Origin of the sequence: Effusibacillus pohliae DSM 22757, assembly GCF_000376225.1 — a bacterium.
GTDB lineage: Bacteria > Bacillota > Bacilli > Tumebacillales > Effusibacillaceae > Effusibacillus > Effusibacillus pohliae.
On the sequence record NZ_AQXL01000087.1, the window covers coordinates 1 to 16202 of the forward strand.

12 protein-coding genes, 4 tRNA genes and 1 pseudogene are annotated in these 16202 nt (G+C 53.7%); 15 read left to right on the plus strand and 2 right to left on the minus strand.

Annotated elements, in window-relative coordinates:
• Window positions 1-195, minus strand: a pseudogene (locus C230_RS23695) (helix-turn-helix domain-containing protein); the annotation flags it as partial.
• 1815 nt (window positions 196-2010) lie between these two features.
• Here C230_RS23695 and C230_RS0102720 point away from each other — a divergent pair.
• The 5 genes from C230_RS0102720 (at window position 2011) to C230_RS0102740 (ending at window position 8439) form a co-directional block, all read left to right on the plus strand.
• Complete coding sequence (locus C230_RS0102720; RefSeq protein WP_018130519.1) at window positions 2011-2514, plus strand: hypothetical protein; 504 nt, start codon at window positions 2011-2013, stop codon at window positions 2512-2514.
• Between the two features lie 697 nt (window positions 2515-3211).
• Window positions 3212-5026, plus strand: coding sequence for a DNA primase (dnaG, locus tag C230_RS0102725; protein WP_018130520.1), 1815 nt, complete (start codon window positions 3212-3214; stop codon window positions 5024-5026).
• A gap of 26 nt (window positions 5027-5052) precedes the next feature.
• Window positions 5053-6204 carry an RNA polymerase sigma factor RpoD gene (gene rpoD, locus C230_RS0102730; protein ID WP_018130521.1) on the plus strand — a complete coding sequence of 384 codons (1152 nt, stop codon included), beginning with the start codon at window positions 5053-5055 and terminating at the stop codon, window positions 6202-6204.
• A 122-nt stretch (window positions 6205-6326) separates the two neighbouring features.
• Window positions 6327-7202, plus strand: coding sequence for a hypothetical protein (locus C230_RS21170; RefSeq protein WP_018130522.1), 876 nt, complete (start codon window positions 6327-6329; stop codon window positions 7200-7202).
• 94 nt (window positions 7203-7296) lie between these two features.
• Complete coding sequence (locus tag C230_RS0102740; protein WP_018130523.1) at window positions 7297-8439, plus strand: acyl-CoA dehydrogenase; 1143 nt, start codon at window positions 7297-7299, stop codon at window positions 8437-8439.
• Here C230_RS0102740 and C230_RS0102745 read toward each other — a convergent pair.
• Window positions 8436-9305, minus strand: a complete 870-nt coding sequence (locus tag C230_RS0102745) for a LysR family transcriptional regulator (protein WP_018130524.1) — start codon at window positions 9303-9305, stop codon at window positions 8436-8438. The two genes, C230_RS0102740 and C230_RS0102745, sit on opposite strands and share 4 nt — an antisense overlap.
• Window positions 9306-9451: 146 nt before the next feature.
• On the opposite strand from C230_RS0102745, the gene C230_RS0102750 reads away from it, so the two are divergent.
• The 10 genes from C230_RS0102750 to C230_RS0102805 all read left to right on the plus strand — a co-directional run bounded on the left by C230_RS0102750 (window position 9452) and on the right by C230_RS0102805 (window position 16187).
• Complete coding sequence (locus tag C230_RS0102750) at window positions 9452-10543, plus strand: citrate synthase/methylcitrate synthase (protein ID WP_018130525.1); 1092 nt, start codon at window positions 9452-9454, stop codon at window positions 10541-10543.
• A 145-nt stretch (window positions 10544-10688) separates the two neighbouring features.
• Window positions 10689-12353 carry an AMP-binding protein gene (locus tag C230_RS0102760; RefSeq protein WP_018130527.1) on the plus strand — a complete coding sequence of 555 codons (1665 nt, stop codon included), beginning with the start codon at window positions 10689-10691 and terminating at the stop codon, window positions 12351-12353.
• Window positions 12354-12557: 204 nt separating this feature from the next.
• Window positions 12558-13256 carry a tRNA (adenine(22)-N(1))-methyltransferase gene (locus C230_RS0102765; RefSeq protein ID WP_026174099.1) on the plus strand — a complete coding sequence of 233 codons (699 nt, stop codon included), beginning with the start codon at window positions 12558-12560 and terminating at the stop codon, window positions 13254-13256.
• On the plus strand, window positions 13241-14359 hold the full coding sequence (locus C230_RS0102770; protein ID WP_018130529.1) for a Nif3-like dinuclear metal center hexameric protein: 1119 nt from the start codon (window positions 13241-13243) through the stop codon (window positions 14357-14359). The genes C230_RS0102765 and C230_RS0102770 overlap by 16 nt, the downstream gene beginning before the upstream one ends.
• Window positions 14360-14417: 58 nt before the next feature.
• The gene (locus tag C230_RS0102775; protein WP_018130530.1) at window positions 14418-14666 is read left to right on the plus strand and encodes a hypothetical protein; all 249 of its coding nucleotides are present in this window, start codon (window positions 14418-14420) and stop codon (window positions 14664-14666) included.
• An 88-nt stretch (window positions 14667-14754) separates the two neighbouring features.
• Complete coding sequence (locus C230_RS21175) at window positions 14755-15330, plus strand: C40 family peptidase (protein ID WP_018130531.1); 576 nt, start codon at window positions 14755-14757, stop codon at window positions 15328-15330.
• A 283-nt stretch (window positions 15331-15613) separates the two neighbouring features.
• Window positions 15614-15689, plus strand: a tRNA-Lys gene (locus tag C230_RS0102790).
• A gap of 126 nt (window positions 15690-15815) precedes the next feature.
• A tRNA-Gly gene (locus C230_RS0102795) sits at window positions 15816-15890 on the plus strand.
• A gap of 45 nt (window positions 15891-15935) precedes the next feature.
• Window positions 15936-16020 (plus strand) — tRNA-Leu (locus C230_RS0102800).
• A gap of 90 nt (window positions 16021-16110) precedes the next feature.
• Window positions 16111-16187, plus strand: a tRNA-Arg gene (locus C230_RS0102805).
• Window positions 16188-16202 lie beyond the last annotated feature (15 nt).

A 16202-nucleotide genomic window follows, 5' to 3' on the forward strand; every position in this document is an offset into this window, starting at 1 on the left:
CTGCTGCTGCCGAGGTTCACTTACAGCCTTGCGAATGGTTTTGCGGTCGTGGCCGAATCTTCTGGCCAGTTCCGAGATGCTGACGCCCTCCTCATACAACTTCTTGATTTCCATCTTCTCACTCTCCCTCATGACTGGCACCTCCACGGACGTGATGGCAGGTGCCATAATTCGACACAGGGGTGGGGAATTCATCCCGATGATTTTGAGGAAATCATGCCGGTGATTTTGGGGAATTGCTATCCGATGCTATTGGGGATTTTACATCCGATGTTGACAAGCCTCGCCTTGGATTCGTGGTCCTCGGGTCGGAACTTTGCCGTCGGCTTCCTCCAGATCCCACCTCACGGTCGGCATCCTTGCCTTAAGCTAACGGTTGGTACAGCTAACCCCCGTTCAGGACTTTCACCTTAAAGTTATCGCCCATGCCGGGCGCACCCAACAAAAACGGTAGCCGTCTAACGGTCACTGTTTTCCGTGAATTTCTTCACCGTCCACCGCGCTAGAAATAACGCGACAAGCGATCCTAACCAGCTTGCAAAGTCAACTGAGCCTCTCGAAAAATACGAGAATCCCAAGAAAACGACTGAGAAAACCAGCGCGCTAATGAGCCATTCTTTTGCCGTGTTCATCATTTGTCAACAGAGTCTGTGTTATTGTCGACCGAGGCATCGTAACTCCACGAAGAGCTACCTCCATACGATCCGCCATAATAGACAGATACCCAACCGTCATAATGTGCCGAATACGGAAAGTCGATCCAGTAGTAATATTCGGTTCCGATAACCCTAAGATCCTGGGCGTTCGCACTCACATACCCTCCAACAGCGGCCGTTATTGCTTGTGCTGCGGGCTTTGAAAGTCCGTAATGCGATTCCAAATACGACGTGATAACATTCGTGCCGTAAGTAATCGCCGAAGAAATGACCCACTTCTAATCGGCCATATAATAGCCATCGTAATTACTTGGCTGCACGGTCTTTGTTTGTGTTGAAGTTGCGTTCGTCTTGGAGTGTGCAGGGGCGGCTTGTGCGGCTGACCCAACGGCTGCCAGAGCAATAGCCGCGGACAGCAATCCTGTTAAGGACTTTTTTCTCCATGAAAAACTTTCCTCCTTTTGAAAGGATATTGATTATTCACCCAATATATTCTCTATTCAAGGATCTATTCCTTTTTAATTTAATTTACTATAAAAGAAATTTCTTATTAACTATTTTTAATATATTAATTTATTTATTATACAATCCGTTTCTTGGTTTCCATCGCTTTTGAAGACAAGGAGAAAAACGAAGAAAAACAGAGAAAGCGGGAGTTTGACCTTTCGAACGTTGGATTTGTTTTTGCCCCTGTTTCAGAAAACGAAAACCGGTAGTGTCCCGTCAAGTGGTGTAATTTCACCGTTTGTGTCTACTTTGTGACGTCGCTGGCTTTATCCCGTCGGGGGATTCTGCGTGTCCCATACACACCACCTCCTCCTTGATTTGGCTTCAATTTCTTTTACTTCAACCACTCTTCCTGATCTCGTTCCTTTTCCATCATAGTTATCGTTTCTTTTACACAATCACGATCAACTTATTCATTAGTCGTATATGATAAAAAATTTTGTGTGTAAGGAAGGAATTTTCAGAATAGAGTAGAAATATATCTATAAAATTACGATTGAAAGGAGATATAGTTATGGTAATCTTCTTTTGGTTAAAGAATCTGAAAAGGTTGGCTCTTGTCAGTGCGTTGTTTTTTGTCGTATCAACATCAGTAGCCTTTGCACATGCTTACGAATACGGATATAGTCTGTATAGTTTCACGTACAACGCAACATCGGGAAGTACCTATTATGATCAAGCAGCTAGTAACTGGAGAAACGCCGTTGGCACATCGAAATACAATGACCACTCCCCAGTCTCATGATATTAACGACATTTATTTGTATCGAAAATAAAACAGTTGTCAATAACAAGAAAAATGGTCATATTATCAAAAATAAATCATTTTCCAGGAGGCGTACAGGAGATGAAAAAACTTTTATTGGCCAGCCTCTCGGCCGTCTTTCTCGCAGGGGGAATGTTTGCGTTCGTATACCTTATTGGCAATGCCGATCCAGCTGCGCCAAAGTTCAATCCGGAAGCTCACGCTGATTGGCCTTCCTATCCGTTTGAGCAGTTACTGAGCAGAACAGATGTAGTGGCGCTTGTCACCGTGTCCAAAACGGACAAAAACCCGCGCCCCATGGATGACCGAATTCCGTCCCAGTTGGCGACTCTGCAAGTGAAGCAGGTATTGTATGGTACAGCACCATCCGAGGTCGTTCTGGATCAAGCTGTCGAATACGCAAAACCAGGAGAAACCTATGTGATGTTCCTGACAAAGCATGGGGATTACTATTATGAGGTCGACGGAAACTCCAAACTTCTCAATACAAACGGCATAATCAGAAGCAATATACCCGACTTGAAAGGAGACTTTACAGTCGACCAGTTTGCCGCGCAATTGAAACAAGCCATCCCAAAGAAATAAAAACAATTGGAGATTTTCGTAAATTCCAAACGTAAAAGGGCTGTCCTGCAAGGGTAACCCGGAATACGCGAGTTCCAAAATGTAAATGAAGAAGCCTCCAAATTACTGCTAAAGTGGATGCTGGAGGCTTCTTGTGCCTAAGAATATACCCGAAGAGCTTTGAAACCGACTCCCAGTACTTTTCACGCGAAGGGTAGGGCGACTTGGAAATCATTGCTATAGACACTCCCTCTTGAGTCGTGCAAGCCACCATTGCGTCGCAGTAGTCAGGTCGGTTATGTGATCCCCCACACGGGTTCCCGTGTACGCGTGCAGTTGCCTGTGCAGGTTATCGTGGGCCATGCCTGTGAACTTTTTGTGTCAGGTGGGGGTTGAAATGATCGAACGGAAGGATTTTTTATAAAATATCGCGTACATATTAAGTAACGTAGCGTGGCCAATTCGGAATATTTGGCAATAAATCGGTTTATACTAAAACAGCGTGTCGACTTCGGTGAACGTCGCAGCGTGTCGGTTTCTGCAAACAAATTTTGCGGCGAGGAAGGAAATTGTCAGGACCTGTAGAATAATAGATTCACCGGATCAAATTGTAGTTTCCAATAAAAAATTGAATTCGCTTGAAGGAGATGCCTCCACATTGGCGAATATCAAAATGTATTCTGGCAGTCGGCCTCGAAGTACAGAAAGGTGATGTATGATGAGGCGAATCCCGGAAGAGATTATTGAACGAGTCCGCCAGCATTTTGATATCGTGGATTTCGTCTCCGAGTATGTGCCGCTGAAACGATCGGGGCGATCTTTTGTCGGACTTTGTCCGTTCCATTCGGAAAAGACCCCGTCGTTTTCTGTGTCTCAGACGAAGCAACTGTATCATTGTTTCGGTTGTGGCGCCGGCGGCAACCTGATCACGTTCGTGATGCAAATCGAGAACCTGTCGTTTGTGGAGGCAGTCGAGCATCTCGCCAAACGAGCGGGTCTTGCGTTGCCCGAACGGGAGGAGATGGATGAGAATTCGCCGGAGGCGATTCGCCGCAAACAGTTGTTGCGATGCCACGACCTGGCAGCCAAATACTACCATCATATTCTGATGAACACGGAAGCGGGCTTGCCGGCTTTGCAATATCTTCAGGCACGCGGGCTGACGTTGATGACGATCGAAGAATTCCAGCTTGGCTACGCGCCCGATCGTTGGGACGTCCTGCTCCGGTTTTTGAAAAAACGCGGGTTTGAAGAGGAATTGCTCGAGCAGGCGGGATTGCTTTCGGCAAGCGCCCAGCAGCCGGGCCGTTATTTTGACCGGTTCCGCGGGCGGGTGATGTTTCCCATCCAGGACGGGCAAGGCCGCGTGATTGGCTTTGGCGGCCGCGCGTTGGGCAAGGGAGAGCCGAAGTATCTCAACTCCCCCGAGACGGAACTGTTTCAAAAAGGCCGCCATCTGTTTAATTTGCACCGGGCGAGGCAGCCGATCCGGCAGAGCGGCAGGGCGATTTTGCTGGAAGGGTACATGGATGTGATCATGGCCCATCAGCACGGAATCAAAAATGTGGTGGCCGTGCTTGGGACCGCCTTGACGGCGGAACAGGCGAAGATTCTGCAGCGCAACGCGAGCGAGATTCTGCTGATGTACGACGGTGACCGAGCTGGTCAGAACGCCGCCGTTCGCAGTTCGCAAGTGATCGCCGAGGTTGGAGGGACCCCGCGCGTGACGGTGCTGCCCGACAGGCTGGATCCGGACGAATTTTTGCAGAAATACGGGGCGACCGCCTTTGAACGGCTGGCGGCGGAAGGTTCGATGTCGTCGACCGCGTTCAAGCTGCAGTTGCTGCGCCACAACAGCCAGCTGTCCACACAGGAAGGCGTGGTCGCCTTTCTGTCAGAGGCGGTGCGGATCATCGCCGACGTCAAAAGCCCGGTTGAACGGGAGGCGTATTTGCGCGAACTGGCAGGCGAATTTCAGGTATCGCTGGAATCTTTGCTGCAAGAGATGCGAATCGCCGCATCGGAACAAAAAGCTGGGGATAAATCTGCCAGTAAGTGGGATACTAATATAAATAATGGCGGGCGCATGTTCAGATCGTTCCACAACCCGCTTCCCGCCCATGTGCAGGCGGAGAGGAAGCTCTTAACTTATATGTTAATCGATCCGCAGGTAGCAAGACAAGTGAAAGAAACGATTGTCGACGAATTTTCTGTCGAAGAGCATGCCGCTTTGGCTGTCTTTCTCTACCTGTATTACGAGGATCACGCGGAAGCGGATCCGGCGCATTTTATCTCCCGGCTGGAGGATGAGAAACTGATCCGGTTAGCTTCGGAACTTGCCTTTGAAGCGGAGTCGATCGATACCCGGCCGGGGCTGGCCGAAGAGTATATTCTTCGGATGCAAAAATACAGTATAGAAAAACGCCTCCGATCGATCCCGAAAGAGATGGAAGAAGCGGTCAAGCGGGGAGACCTGCAGGCGTTTCAGGCGTTAAAACAGGAACAACTTGCATTGCGCCAAAAATTGAATTGACACTCCGTGGGGAAGGAGGGGTCGGGATGGTGAAGAAACCAGTGAAAAACTCAGACACAACCGAACTGACAATCGAACAGGTCAAGGAACAGTTGCTGGAAACCGGCAAAAAACGCGGGTATTTGACATACAAAGAGATCATGGACAAACTATCTGCGTTTGAGCAGGACTCGGATCAGATCGATGAGTTTTTCGAACTGTTGGCCGAGCGCGGAGTCGAGGTCACCAACGAATCGGACGACGACGATACGGACGAACTAGTTTTGGATGACCGCGAAGACGACGACGTCATCCCTACCGACGCCGAAGAAGAGTTTGATTTGGACGATTTGTCGGTGCCTCCCGGCATCAAGATCAACGATCCGGTCCGCATGTATCTGAAAGAGATCGGCCGCGTGCCGCTCTTGTCGGCCGACGAGGAGATCGAGCTGGCGAAACGGATCGAAAAAGGCGATGAAGAAGCGAAGCGCCGGTTGGCCGAAGCGAACCTGCGGCTGGTGGTCAGCATCGCCAAGCGGTACGTCGGACGCGGCATGTTGTTCCTTGATTTGATCCAGGAAGGCAACATGGGACTGATCAAAGCGGTCGAGAAGTTCGATTACCGGAAAGGTTACAAGTTCAGCACGTACGCCACCTGGTGGATCCGCCAGGCGATCACCCGGGCGATCGCCGACCAGGCGCGGACGATTCGGATACCGGTCCACATGGTGGAAACGATCAACAAGCTGATCCGCATCTCCCGTCAACTGCTGCAGGAGTTGGGCCGCGAACCCACCCCGGAAGAAATCGCGGCGGAGATGGAAATGAGCCCGGAAAAAGTGCGGGAGATCATGAAGATCGCTCAGGAACCGGTGTCGCTGGAAACTCCGATCGGCGAGGAAGACGACTCGCACCTCGGCGATTTTATCGAAGACCAGGATGCGCTGGCTCCGGCTGATGCCGCGGCGTATGAGCTTCTGAAAGAGCAACTGGAAGATGTGCTCGACACGCTGACAGAACGTGAGGAGAACGTGTTGCGCCTCCGGTTTGGCTTGGATGACGGCCGCACCCGCACGCTGGAGGAAGTTGGCAAGGTGTTTGGCGTCACCCGCGAGCGCATCCGGCAGATCGAAGCGAAAGCGTTGCGCAAACTGCGCCATCCGAGCCGCAGCAAACGGCTGAAAGATTTTCTCGAGTAAAACAGGGTTCTCTGGCACCCGCCAAATGGCGGGTGCTTATTTATTTGATCTGCGGCAAGGAGACACGCCGCTTTCCGTCGAATTGATAATTAGAGACAAATTTTATGCAGGAAGGTACACGTATGGACTCGACACACAAACAGATCATCCTTAAGGAAATCGATTCCTGGCGGCACAACAGGCTGCTTCCGGCAGAATATTGTGATTTTTTATCGAACCTTTACAGGGCAGGTGAAACATTGTCGCCGGATACCAACCGTCACCTGGCATCGAATAGGCGGGAAAAACCGGTTGTCCCCTGGCGCCGTTTGCTCGGCTCGCTGGCGGCAGCCGGCTTGTCGCTGCTGTTTGTACTTCATTTTACATCGTTTCCCATCTGGATGCAAATTGGAATCTTGGCAATTTGCACTGTTGCCTGCTATTGGCTCAGCTTTTTTGCTCGCCTTTCCGTCTCTTTTTTGCGAACTGTCTTTCTGGCGCTCGCCTGTTTGGCGGTGGCGATGGACGGATATTACGCTGTGGAAAAAATGGGACTCAACCAGTCTGGGGCATGGTCGGCCAGTGTGCTGGTCGCGGTGCTGGTGATCTGGATGCTGACGGGTGCCGCCGGCCGCTCCCGCATGATCGTGGCGGTCGCCTGGTCGGGCATTGGGCTGCTGTACGGTTTCGGCATCCATTCCATCCGAAGGATTGACGCAGCTCAATACGGGCTCCACTCTCTCTATTGGCTGGTGTTTGCCGGCATCTCGGGCGGTCTTGCGTTTTTTCTCGGCCGGACGCGGCTAAACGTGGCTCCCGCCTGGGCGGTCACCGGAGTGCTGGCCGCGTTTGTGCCGGATCTGCTATATTTGCTCTCTGGCGCTGTGCCGGATTTTCTGGTGGATGTGACGGCGTTTTTAAAAATTTCCCTGCTGATCACTTTCTGCATCGTGTTTCGCGAACCGATCCAAAAATGGCTCGACAGGTTTCGCGAACCGTCCTATAATAAAATTGAGTGACATCGGGTCACCGACTTTTTTAAATTTGTCGAACGAGCGGTCGTTTGGCGCGAAGCTGAGCGAGCGTTCGGTCGGTTTCGGGGAGGAGAGCAGAATGAATTTTGATTTAACCAAAGAGCAGCAGATGATCCGGGATATGGTGCGAGATTTTGCCGAAAACGAGATCGCTCCGAAGGCGGCCGAGATTGATCGGACGGCGAAGTTTCCGCTCGATATATTTCAGAAGATGGGCAAACTTGGCTTGCTCGGCATTCCATTTCCGGAAGAATATGGCGGAGTCGGCGGCGACACCGTGTCGTACGCCTTGGCGGTTGAGGAAATCGGCCGTGCCTGCGGCAGCACCGGGCTGAGTTATGCGGCCGCCGTGTCATTGGGTGCGAGCCCGATCTACTATTTCGGCACGGAAGAACAGAAGCAAAAATATCTCATTCCGCTGGCGTCCGGACAGGCGTTGGGCGCGTTTGGCCTGACGGAGCCGAATGCCGGTTCGGATGCGGGCGGGACGCAGACGAAAGCGGTGCTGGAAGACGACGAGTATGTCATCAACGGATCGAAATGCTTCATCACCAACGCATCGTACGCGAAAACGGTGATCATCACGGCGGTGACCGGCAAAACGCCGGCCGGAAAGAACATCGTCTCGGCGCTGATCGTGCCGACCGATACGCCCGGTTTTCGGGTCAGCAAGGAGTATGAAAAATTGGGCCTGCGCGGTTCGAACACGGCGGAACTGATCCTGGAAGACGTCCGTGTGCCGAAAGAAAACCTGCTTGGCGATCCGCAAAAAGGGTTCAAGCAATTCTTGTACACGCTGGACGGCGGACGCATCTCGATCGGCGCCCTGTCTGTCGGGATTGCGCAAGCCGCGTTTGATGCCGCCCTGCAATACGCGAAAGAACGGGTGCAGTTCGGGCAAGCGATTTCCAAGTTCCAGGCGATTCAGTTCAAGCTCGCGGACATGGCGATGCACATCGAACTGGCCCGCAACATGGTGTTGAAGGCGGCGTGGTTGAAGGATCATAACCGGCCGTTCACGAAGGAAGCAGCAATGGCGAAACTGTTCGCGTCTGAAATCTGCATGCGGACGTGTGACCAGGCGATTCAGATCCACGGCGGCTACGGTTATATGAAAGAGTATCCGGTCGAACGATATCTGCGCGACGCGAAGCTGATGGAAATCGGTGAGGGCACTTCCGAAATCCAGCGCCTGGTGATCGCCCGGCAGTTGGGCTGCTAGTGCCAACACCCGATTCGCCCTTTCAGCAACGCCAGAAAATCTTGTGCCGCCTGCGGCAGATTTTTCTCGCGCGGTGTGATGATATAGGTACCGGCGCTGGGTAACCGCAGGTCGGGTGTGGGGACGATCGCCAGTTTGCCGGTTGCTACTTCCTCTTGGACGGCCGACATCGGCAAAAACGAGATACCAACGCCCCGCTCGATCAGTCTTTTTGTGACATGCACCTGGCTGACCGGCATCGGCCGCATCGGCACACGCAAGTCGTGCAGTTGGTACAGGATGTCGTCCCAGTACTCTGGATGATTTTTCGTCAGGAGCGGATGATGGAGCAGCAATTCCCGATAGTCGGCCTGCGCCCCGCCAGCTCCGCCGGGTGCGATCAACACAACCGGATCCGGGTGCAGGAGTTCGCTCACCGTATGCGGATGTGACGAAGGCAGGCGGGACAGCCCGATGTGCGACCTGCCGGCGGCGATTCCGCCGCCGACTGACGGCGACAATGTAGTGTAAATGCGCATCTCCACATGCGGGTAGCGGGTGGTGTACTCCTTCCAGACGATCGGCAGCGTCAATTCGGCGCAGAGCGGGGACAGCAGAAGATCGAGCCGATCGTCGTAGCCCATTTTCCAGCGGGCAAGGTCGGACAACGCTTCGTCATGCGCTTCCAAAATCCGGTGTGCGTGAATCCGAAACCGTTCCCCCGCGGCTGTCAACTTCACCTTTTTGCCGCTTCTCTCAAACAACGGATAGCCGACTAGTTCCTCCAGCTGCCGAATGTGCAGGGAAACGGTCGGCTGTGCCAGGAAAAGCCGTTCGGCCGCCCGGTGAAAACTCAGTTCTTTCGCGACAACGACGAATGTGCGCAACAGTTTCAGGTCGATGGCAGGTCCCTCCAGGGTATTGATTATTTTTTATAATCAATTACTACAGAAACCTCTATTTTTCCTGTCGAAATGAGGGGGGTATAATCGAATCAGACAGAAAGTTCCGAAGCAGCAAAGGAGTGGGAGAAATGATCACATCCGTCGGTTTGGAGAATGTGGTCGTCGCAGAAACGGATCTCAGCTTGGTGGACGGGCAAAAAGGGCGCCTCGTGTACCGGGGCCATTGGGCTCGTGACTTGGCGATCCGACATACGTTTGAAGAAGTGGCGCACTTGTTGTGGTACGGACATCTGCCGTCTGCGGACGAGCTGGCCGCACTCAGGGAAAAATTGGCCAACGAACGGGAGCTGCCGTCTCACGTCAAAACGATTCTCGATTCGATTCCGGCAAACGTCGATATGATGAGCGTGCTGCGCACTGCGGTGTCCGCGCTTGGCAATCAGGAGCATGGATGGCCGCCGACGATGCAACAGGTGATTTCGCTGACGGCAAAACTGCCGACGATCATCGCTTACCGGTACCGGCGGCTGCAGGGCAAGGAACCTGTAGCGCCGCGGGCAGAACTTGGACATACGGCAAACTATTTGTACATGTTGAAGGGGGAAGAAGCGTCAGCCGCTCAGGTACGGGCGCTGGATGCCTACCTGATTTTGACGCAGGAACACGGGCTGAACGCGTCCACATTTGCCGGGCGCGTGGTCGCCTCCACCCGTTCCGACCTGATTTCGTCGGTGACCGCCGCCATCGGCGCGTTAAAGGGACCGCTGCATGGCGGCGCGCCCTCCGAAGTGACGGAGATGCTGGAACAGATCGGCACGAAAGAAAATGCGGAACGATGGCTGCGCGCTGCGCTGGAACGAGGGGAGCGGTTGATGGGATTCGGCCATCGGGTTTACAAGACGATGGATCCGCGGGCGGTCGCTCTCAGCAAGGTTGCTGCCAGCCTGGCCGCGGACGACCCGTGGTTTGACCTGGCCACGCATGTGGAGCAGGTGGCGCTGCGCCTGCTGGAAGAATACAAACCGGGCCGCGGCCTGAACACGAACGTGGAGTTTTATGCGGCTGCCGTCATGCGTTCAATCGGCCTGGAAGCGGAACTGTTCACCCCGACGTTTGCCGTCAGCCGGACGGTTGGTTGGTGTGCCCACATCCTGGAGGCGGCACAAAACCGGCTGATTCGTCCGCAATCGGTGTATACGGGAAGCATGCCGGAGGAATGATCGATCCCTGCGCGTACCGCCCTTTCCAAGCTGGCGGTTGTCGCGCAGGGGATTTTTTCTTTTTCGAAAAAAAGGAATATGCGTGCCCGATCGCGAATCAATTTTTAAGTGAAAGTTAAGAAGATTCGTGTAAGGGGGTTCCCGTATGGCGGAATTGATGCAAACGACAGTCGGCAAACTGCTTGAGCGGGTGGCGTTGGAGCGGCCGGAGCACGAAGCGGTTGTTTACCCGGAGCGAGGTTTGCGGTATACGTACAAGCAGTTTGATGAGTTGTGCAGGCGAGTGGCCAAAGGGTTGATGCAGCTTGGAATCGGGAAGGGCGAGCATATTGCGATTTGGGCCACCAACCATCCGGAGTGGCTGACCGCCCAGTTTGCCACCGGAAAAATGGGCGCGGTGCTCGTCACAGTGAATACCAATTACCGCACCGCCGAACTGGAATACCTGCTGAAGCAGTCGGATGCAACGACGCTGATTTTGATGGAATCCTACCGCGGCGCTTCGTATATCGACATGCTGTACGAAATCGTACCCGAACTCAAAACCGCCCAACCGGGCCAACTGAATTCGGAAAAGTTGCCGTTTTTGAAAAATGTGATCGTGCTGGGCGACAAACGATTTCCGGGGATGTTCCTTTGGTCGGACATCGTGGCGATGGGCAACGCCGTCAGCGATGCGGAACTGGATGAGCGAATGAATTCGCTGCACCCGGACGATGTGATCAACATGCAGTACACGTCCGGCACCACCGGTTTTCCGAAAGGCGTCATGCTGTCGCACAACAATATCATCAACAACGCGGTCAACATCGCTGAGTGCATGAATCTCACGCACGAGGATCGGATGTGCATCCCGGTGCCGTTTTTCCACTGTTTCGGCTGCGTGCTGGGGACTCTCACCTGCGTGACAGCCGGTGCGACGATGGTGCCGATCATCGAGTTTGACGTGGTGAAGGTACTGTCCGCGGTCCAGGAAGAAAAATGCACCGCTTTGCACGGCGTGCCGACGATGTTTATCGCGGAACTGAACCATCCCGATTTTGCCAACTATGACCTGTCTTCGTTGCGCACGGGGATCATGGCCGGTTCTCCCTGCCCGATCGAAGTGATGAAAGCGGTCGTCGAAAAAATGGGAGCACGCGAAATCACGATCGCCTATGGACAAACCGAGTCGTCCCCGGTGATCACGCAAACCCGCGTTGACGACCCGATCGAACTGCGGGTCAGAACCGTCGGCCGGGCGCTGCCGAATGTCGAAGTGAAAATCGTCGAGCCGGGCACCAACCGAGAAGTGCCGCGAGGCGTGCAGGGAGAACTGTGCACGCGCGGCTACCATGTGATGAAAGGCTATTACAAGAACCCGGAAGCGACCGCGCAAGCGATCGACGAGGAAGGCTGGCTGCATACGGGCGATCTGGCGACGATGGACGAGAACGGGTATTGCAAGATCACGGGTCGGCTCAAGGACATGATCATTCGCGGCGGCGAAAACATTTATCCGCGCGAGATCGAGGAATTTCTGTATACCCATCCGAAAGTGCTCGACGTGCAGGTGGTGGGGGTCCCGGATGAAAAATACGGCGAGGAAGTGATGGCCTGGATCCGTCTGAAAGAAGGGGTGACGGCCACTGCGGAGGAGATCCGGGAATACTGCCAGGGCAAAATCGCCCGCTACAAAATCCCGAAATATGTCCAGTTCTGCAGTGAATATCCGATGACCGCTTCCGGCAAAATTCAGAAGTACAAGCTGCGCGAACAGGCTGTCAATCTGCTCGGCCTGCACAAGGCAAGCTCGATCGAGACCGCGTGAGGTGCTTGGACCCTACCGATGCCACCGGAAGTCGGGCTGAAAGCAGTGCGAATCATATCAGGCGTGCCTCGACAGGGCACGTCTTTTTTGCGGGAGAGTCCTGCGCGGTTTTGTGTGATTGTGCGGGATTTGGGTTCCCCGGGATCGCGTTTTTGCTTTTGTCTCGGGGGAAAAATCTGGGGTATAATGGATGCGGTGATCGGAATGAAACTTTCGAAGCGATTGCAACAAGTGGCGGAACTGGTACCCGAAGGAGCGGTGCTGGCCGATATCGGCAGTGATCACGCCTACCTGCCGGTGTATTTGGTGGAACAAGGCAGGATTCGCCAGGCGGTGGCCGGCGAATTGAATCAAGGCCCGTATGAATCAGCGCAGCGGACCGTCCGGGAAGCGGGCCTCAGCCACCTGATCGAGGTGCGGAAAGGCGACGGCCTTGCCGTGCTTGGTGCCGGGGAGGCGTCTGCCGTGGCGATTTGCGGCATGGGCGGCGGCACGATCGTCGACATCCTGTCGGCAGGACGGGACAAATTGGCCGGCGTGCAATGCCTGATTTTGCAGCCGATGACCGACAGTGACCGTTTGCGGAAATGGCTGCATGACAACGGATGGCGGATTGCCGCGGAAGAACTGGTGGTGGATGAAGGGATTTTATATGAAATTGTGCAAGCAGAGCCGGGCGACGAACGCTACAAGGACTCGCTGTGGTACGAAATCGGCAGCGTTGATTTGTTAAAACACCATCCCTTATTTCCGCAAAAAGTCAGCGCCGCGATCAAGAAGATCGGCCGCGTGTTGCAAAATCTGCGAAAGTCGCAGGGGGGGCTGGCGGCGCAAAAGCGGGAGGCCCTTTTGCAAAAGAAAAAAAGGCTCGAGGAGGTGCTAAAATCGTGCAAACAACGGTAAAAGACGTGATTCGGGTGCTGGAGGAGTGGGTGTCTCCCAACCTCGCGCTGGAAGGCGACAAAATCGGCCTGCAAATCGGAAATCCGGCGCAACCGGTGAGCAAAGTGCTTGTCACGTTGGATGTGACGGAAGAGGTTGTGGAGGAAGCGATCCGCATCGGCGCCCAATTGATTGTGTCCCATCATGCCATCATCTATTCGTCGATTAAAAAGCTGCGGACCGACTCCTATTATGGCCGCATGATCGGCAAGCTGCTGGCGAACGGCATGTCCGTCTACGTTGCCCACACGAACCTCGATGTTGCGGAAGGCGGCGTCAACGACGTGCTCGCGCAGGTGTTGGGTTTGCAGAATGTGGAGATTTTGGACCGGCTGCACAACCAGAAGCTGAAAAAGCTGGTGGTGTTTGTGCCGAAAGACCACCACGAGCAGGTTCTTACGGCGATTTGCGCCGCCGGAGCAGGTTGGATCGGCAATTACAGTCATTGCACGTTCAATACGCTGGGAACCGGCACGTTCAGGCCGGAGGAAGGAACCGATCCGTTTATCGGAGAACAGGGGAAATTGGAACGGGTGGAAGAAATCCGGCTGGAAACGGTCGTTCCCGAACCGCTGCAGGAGCAGGTCGTGCGGGCGATGCTGGCCGCTCATCCGTACGAGGAAGTGGCTTACGATTTGTACCCGCTCGAAATCATGGGTAAGCCGTTCGGTATCGGCCGTGTCGGTACTTTGGAAAAAGAAATGCCGCTCGAACAGTTCGCCCGTCTGGTGAAAACGAAGCTGGCCGTGGCCGGCGTGCGAATCGTTGGCGCTCGCGATCGGCTCGTGAAAAAAGTGGCGGTGGTCGGCGGTTCCGGTTCGGAGTGGATCGATGCGTCGCTTGAGCACGGCGCGGACGTCCTGGTAACGGCCGATTTGAAATACCACGACGCGCAGGACGCTTTGTATAAAGGGGTGGCGTTGGTCGATCCGGGTCACAACGGAATGGAGCGGATTGTCGTTCCGGTGGTGGCCGATTTTCTCAATCGAAAATTCAAGGCGAACAGCTGGCAGGCGGAAGCGGCCGCATCGGCTGTTGCCACTGATCCGTTTGATTTTTTGTAAAGTTGGACATTCTACTTTGAGACACGCCCCCATACGATGGTATCGGGGGTGTTTTTGCATGTGGGAATGGGTTGTCATTGCGTTCTGTCTGCTGACGGCTGCGCTGGGCGGCACGTATCTGTATTATTTGGCCCATTTGCTGTTGACGATTGCCAAATGTCCCGATTGCGGACGGATTATGCAAAAAGTGTTATACACCGAATGGGAAGATACGCAGGAACGGCACATCGTATACGAATGCCGATTTTGTCAGGCGAAGCGGATCCGGCCGCTACATAAAGGGAAACGATTTACCATGTATCCGTGAACAAAAACTCCCTCTTATACGGCCTTTGGCTGCAGGGAATCCTTTAGATAGGCAGTCCAATTGAATATTCGGGATAGGGGGGGCTTGCATGAAACGCCGTTCGCTGCTTCTGTGGATCGCACCGTTTCTGTCGCTAATTTTCGGAAATACCCCTGTGTACGCCGAACAGCCTGGTGTCGCCGACACGCAGGTGAAATCCGCCTCTGTCCAGCAACAGCAAATGCTTGTCAACGCGCTTCGCCATCAGGCGATTCTCGTCAAGGACAAGCGGGTTTTTCAACAACAGTTTCTGCAAACCGCCGAACGGTATGCCGCGAAATCCTCTTTAGCTCCAATGATTTTTCAAAGTCCTCATGCTTATTATTGTTCCGGTTTTGTGCAACAGATTTACCGTGAAAACGGGATTTGGATTCCCGCTCACTCGGTCGCTCAACAGACCTGGTACGGAATCCGGATCGCGAGCATCGACAAGGTGGAACCGGGTGATCTGCTGTTTTTCTCTGGCGCAGGGACCAGCCGGCTGCCGGCTCATGTCGGGATCTCGCTTGGCAACGGAAAACTGCTGCATGCCGCCGGCGGCCACAAGCAAATTTCCATGCTGCCGATCGATGAGCAGTTGCGCCGTCACTTTCTGTTTGCCACCCGGTTGGTGTCATCTGTATGATCTGCAATTTTTCAATTTCCATTCATCATTTTTCCGTCTTGCCAGCGGCAAGGCTTTTTCTTTTGCGAGGGACAGGTTACGGTGTCGAGAAAACAAGCGAGCGCGATTATGACGCGGTTTTTTTTCGTTTTGGATCACTTTTGTTTTGTTTTGCTGTGAAGTTCGAATTGAAACGGGACGCGAACGGTGCTAATATAACACTTGTCGCTGCTGCGACATGAAAAAATTAGCGGTTGAGTTTGATCCGATTTTCTGCTAATATAGCAGTTGTCACTGCGGTGATGAGCCATTAGCTCAGTTGGTAGAGCACCTGACTTTTAATCAGGGTGTCGATGGTTCGAGTCCATCATGGCTCACCAATTTCTTGGGGTACCCGCGAAGTACTCGGGATTCACAGCAGAGGTTCAGGAGTTCCGATCCCCAGTTGAAGTGTTCAGGGATCCTGGAACGATCCGGAAGTGTGTGATCTGCTTTGCGGGGGATATGCGGAAGTAGCTCAGAGGTAGAGCATCGCCTTGCCAAGGCGAGGGCCGCGGGTTCGATCCCCGTCTTCCGCTCCAGAAAGAGTGCCGTGCGGCCGGAAGGCCGTACGCCTCCCATGCAATGCGACCGTGGCGGAATCGGCAGACGCGCACGTTTGAGGGGCGTGTGGGGTATCCCGTGGTGGTTCAAGTCCACTCGGTCGCACCAGGGTTTTTAGAGTATTCTTTTTGGGAACCCGCCGGAGTATTCGACGGTACTTCGGAGCTACACATCGCTTCGGTGGGATTTGTTGTGTGTGTGCCCTTAGCTCAGTTGGATAGAGCGTTTGACTACGAATCAAAAGGTCGGGAGTTCGAATCTCTCAGGGCACGCCAGACAAAAATCAGGGT

What these genes read in the sequence shown, in the direction of transcription:
- C230_RS0102720 (WP_018130519.1), top strand. Translation starts at nt 2,011, where the DNA reads ATGAAAAAACTTTTATTGGCCAGCCTCTCGGCCGTCTTTCTCGCAGGG.
- dnaG (WP_018130520.1), top strand. Translation starts at nt 3,212, where the DNA reads ATGAGGCGAATCCCGGAAGAGATTATTGAACGAGTCCGCCAGCATTTT.
- rpoD (WP_018130521.1), top strand. Translation starts at nt 5,053, where the DNA reads ATGGTGAAGAAACCAGTGAAAAACTCAGACACAACCGAACTGACAATC.
- C230_RS21170 (WP_018130522.1), top strand. Translation starts at nt 6,327, where the DNA reads ATGGACTCGACACACAAACAGATCATCCTTAAGGAAATCGATTCCTGG.
- C230_RS0102740 (WP_018130523.1), top strand. Translation starts at nt 7,297, where the DNA reads ATGAATTTTGATTTAACCAAAGAGCAGCAGATGATCCGGGATATGGTG.
- C230_RS0102750 (WP_018130525.1), top strand. Translation starts at nt 9,452, where the DNA reads ATGATCACATCCGTCGGTTTGGAGAATGTGGTCGTCGCAGAAACGGAT.
- C230_RS0102760 (WP_018130527.1), top strand. Translation starts at nt 10,689, where the DNA reads ATGGCGGAATTGATGCAAACGACAGTCGGCAAACTGCTTGAGCGGGTG.
- C230_RS0102765 (WP_026174099.1), top strand. Translation starts at nt 12,558, where the DNA reads ATGAAACTTTCGAAGCGATTGCAACAAGTGGCGGAACTGGTACCCGAA.
- C230_RS0102775 (WP_018130530.1), top strand. Translation starts at nt 14,418, where the DNA reads ATGTGGGAATGGGTTGTCATTGCGTTCTGTCTGCTGACGGCTGCGCTG.
- C230_RS21175 (WP_018130531.1), top strand. Translation starts at nt 14,755, where the DNA reads ATGAAACGCCGTTCGCTGCTTCTGTGGATCGCACCGTTTCTGTCGCTA.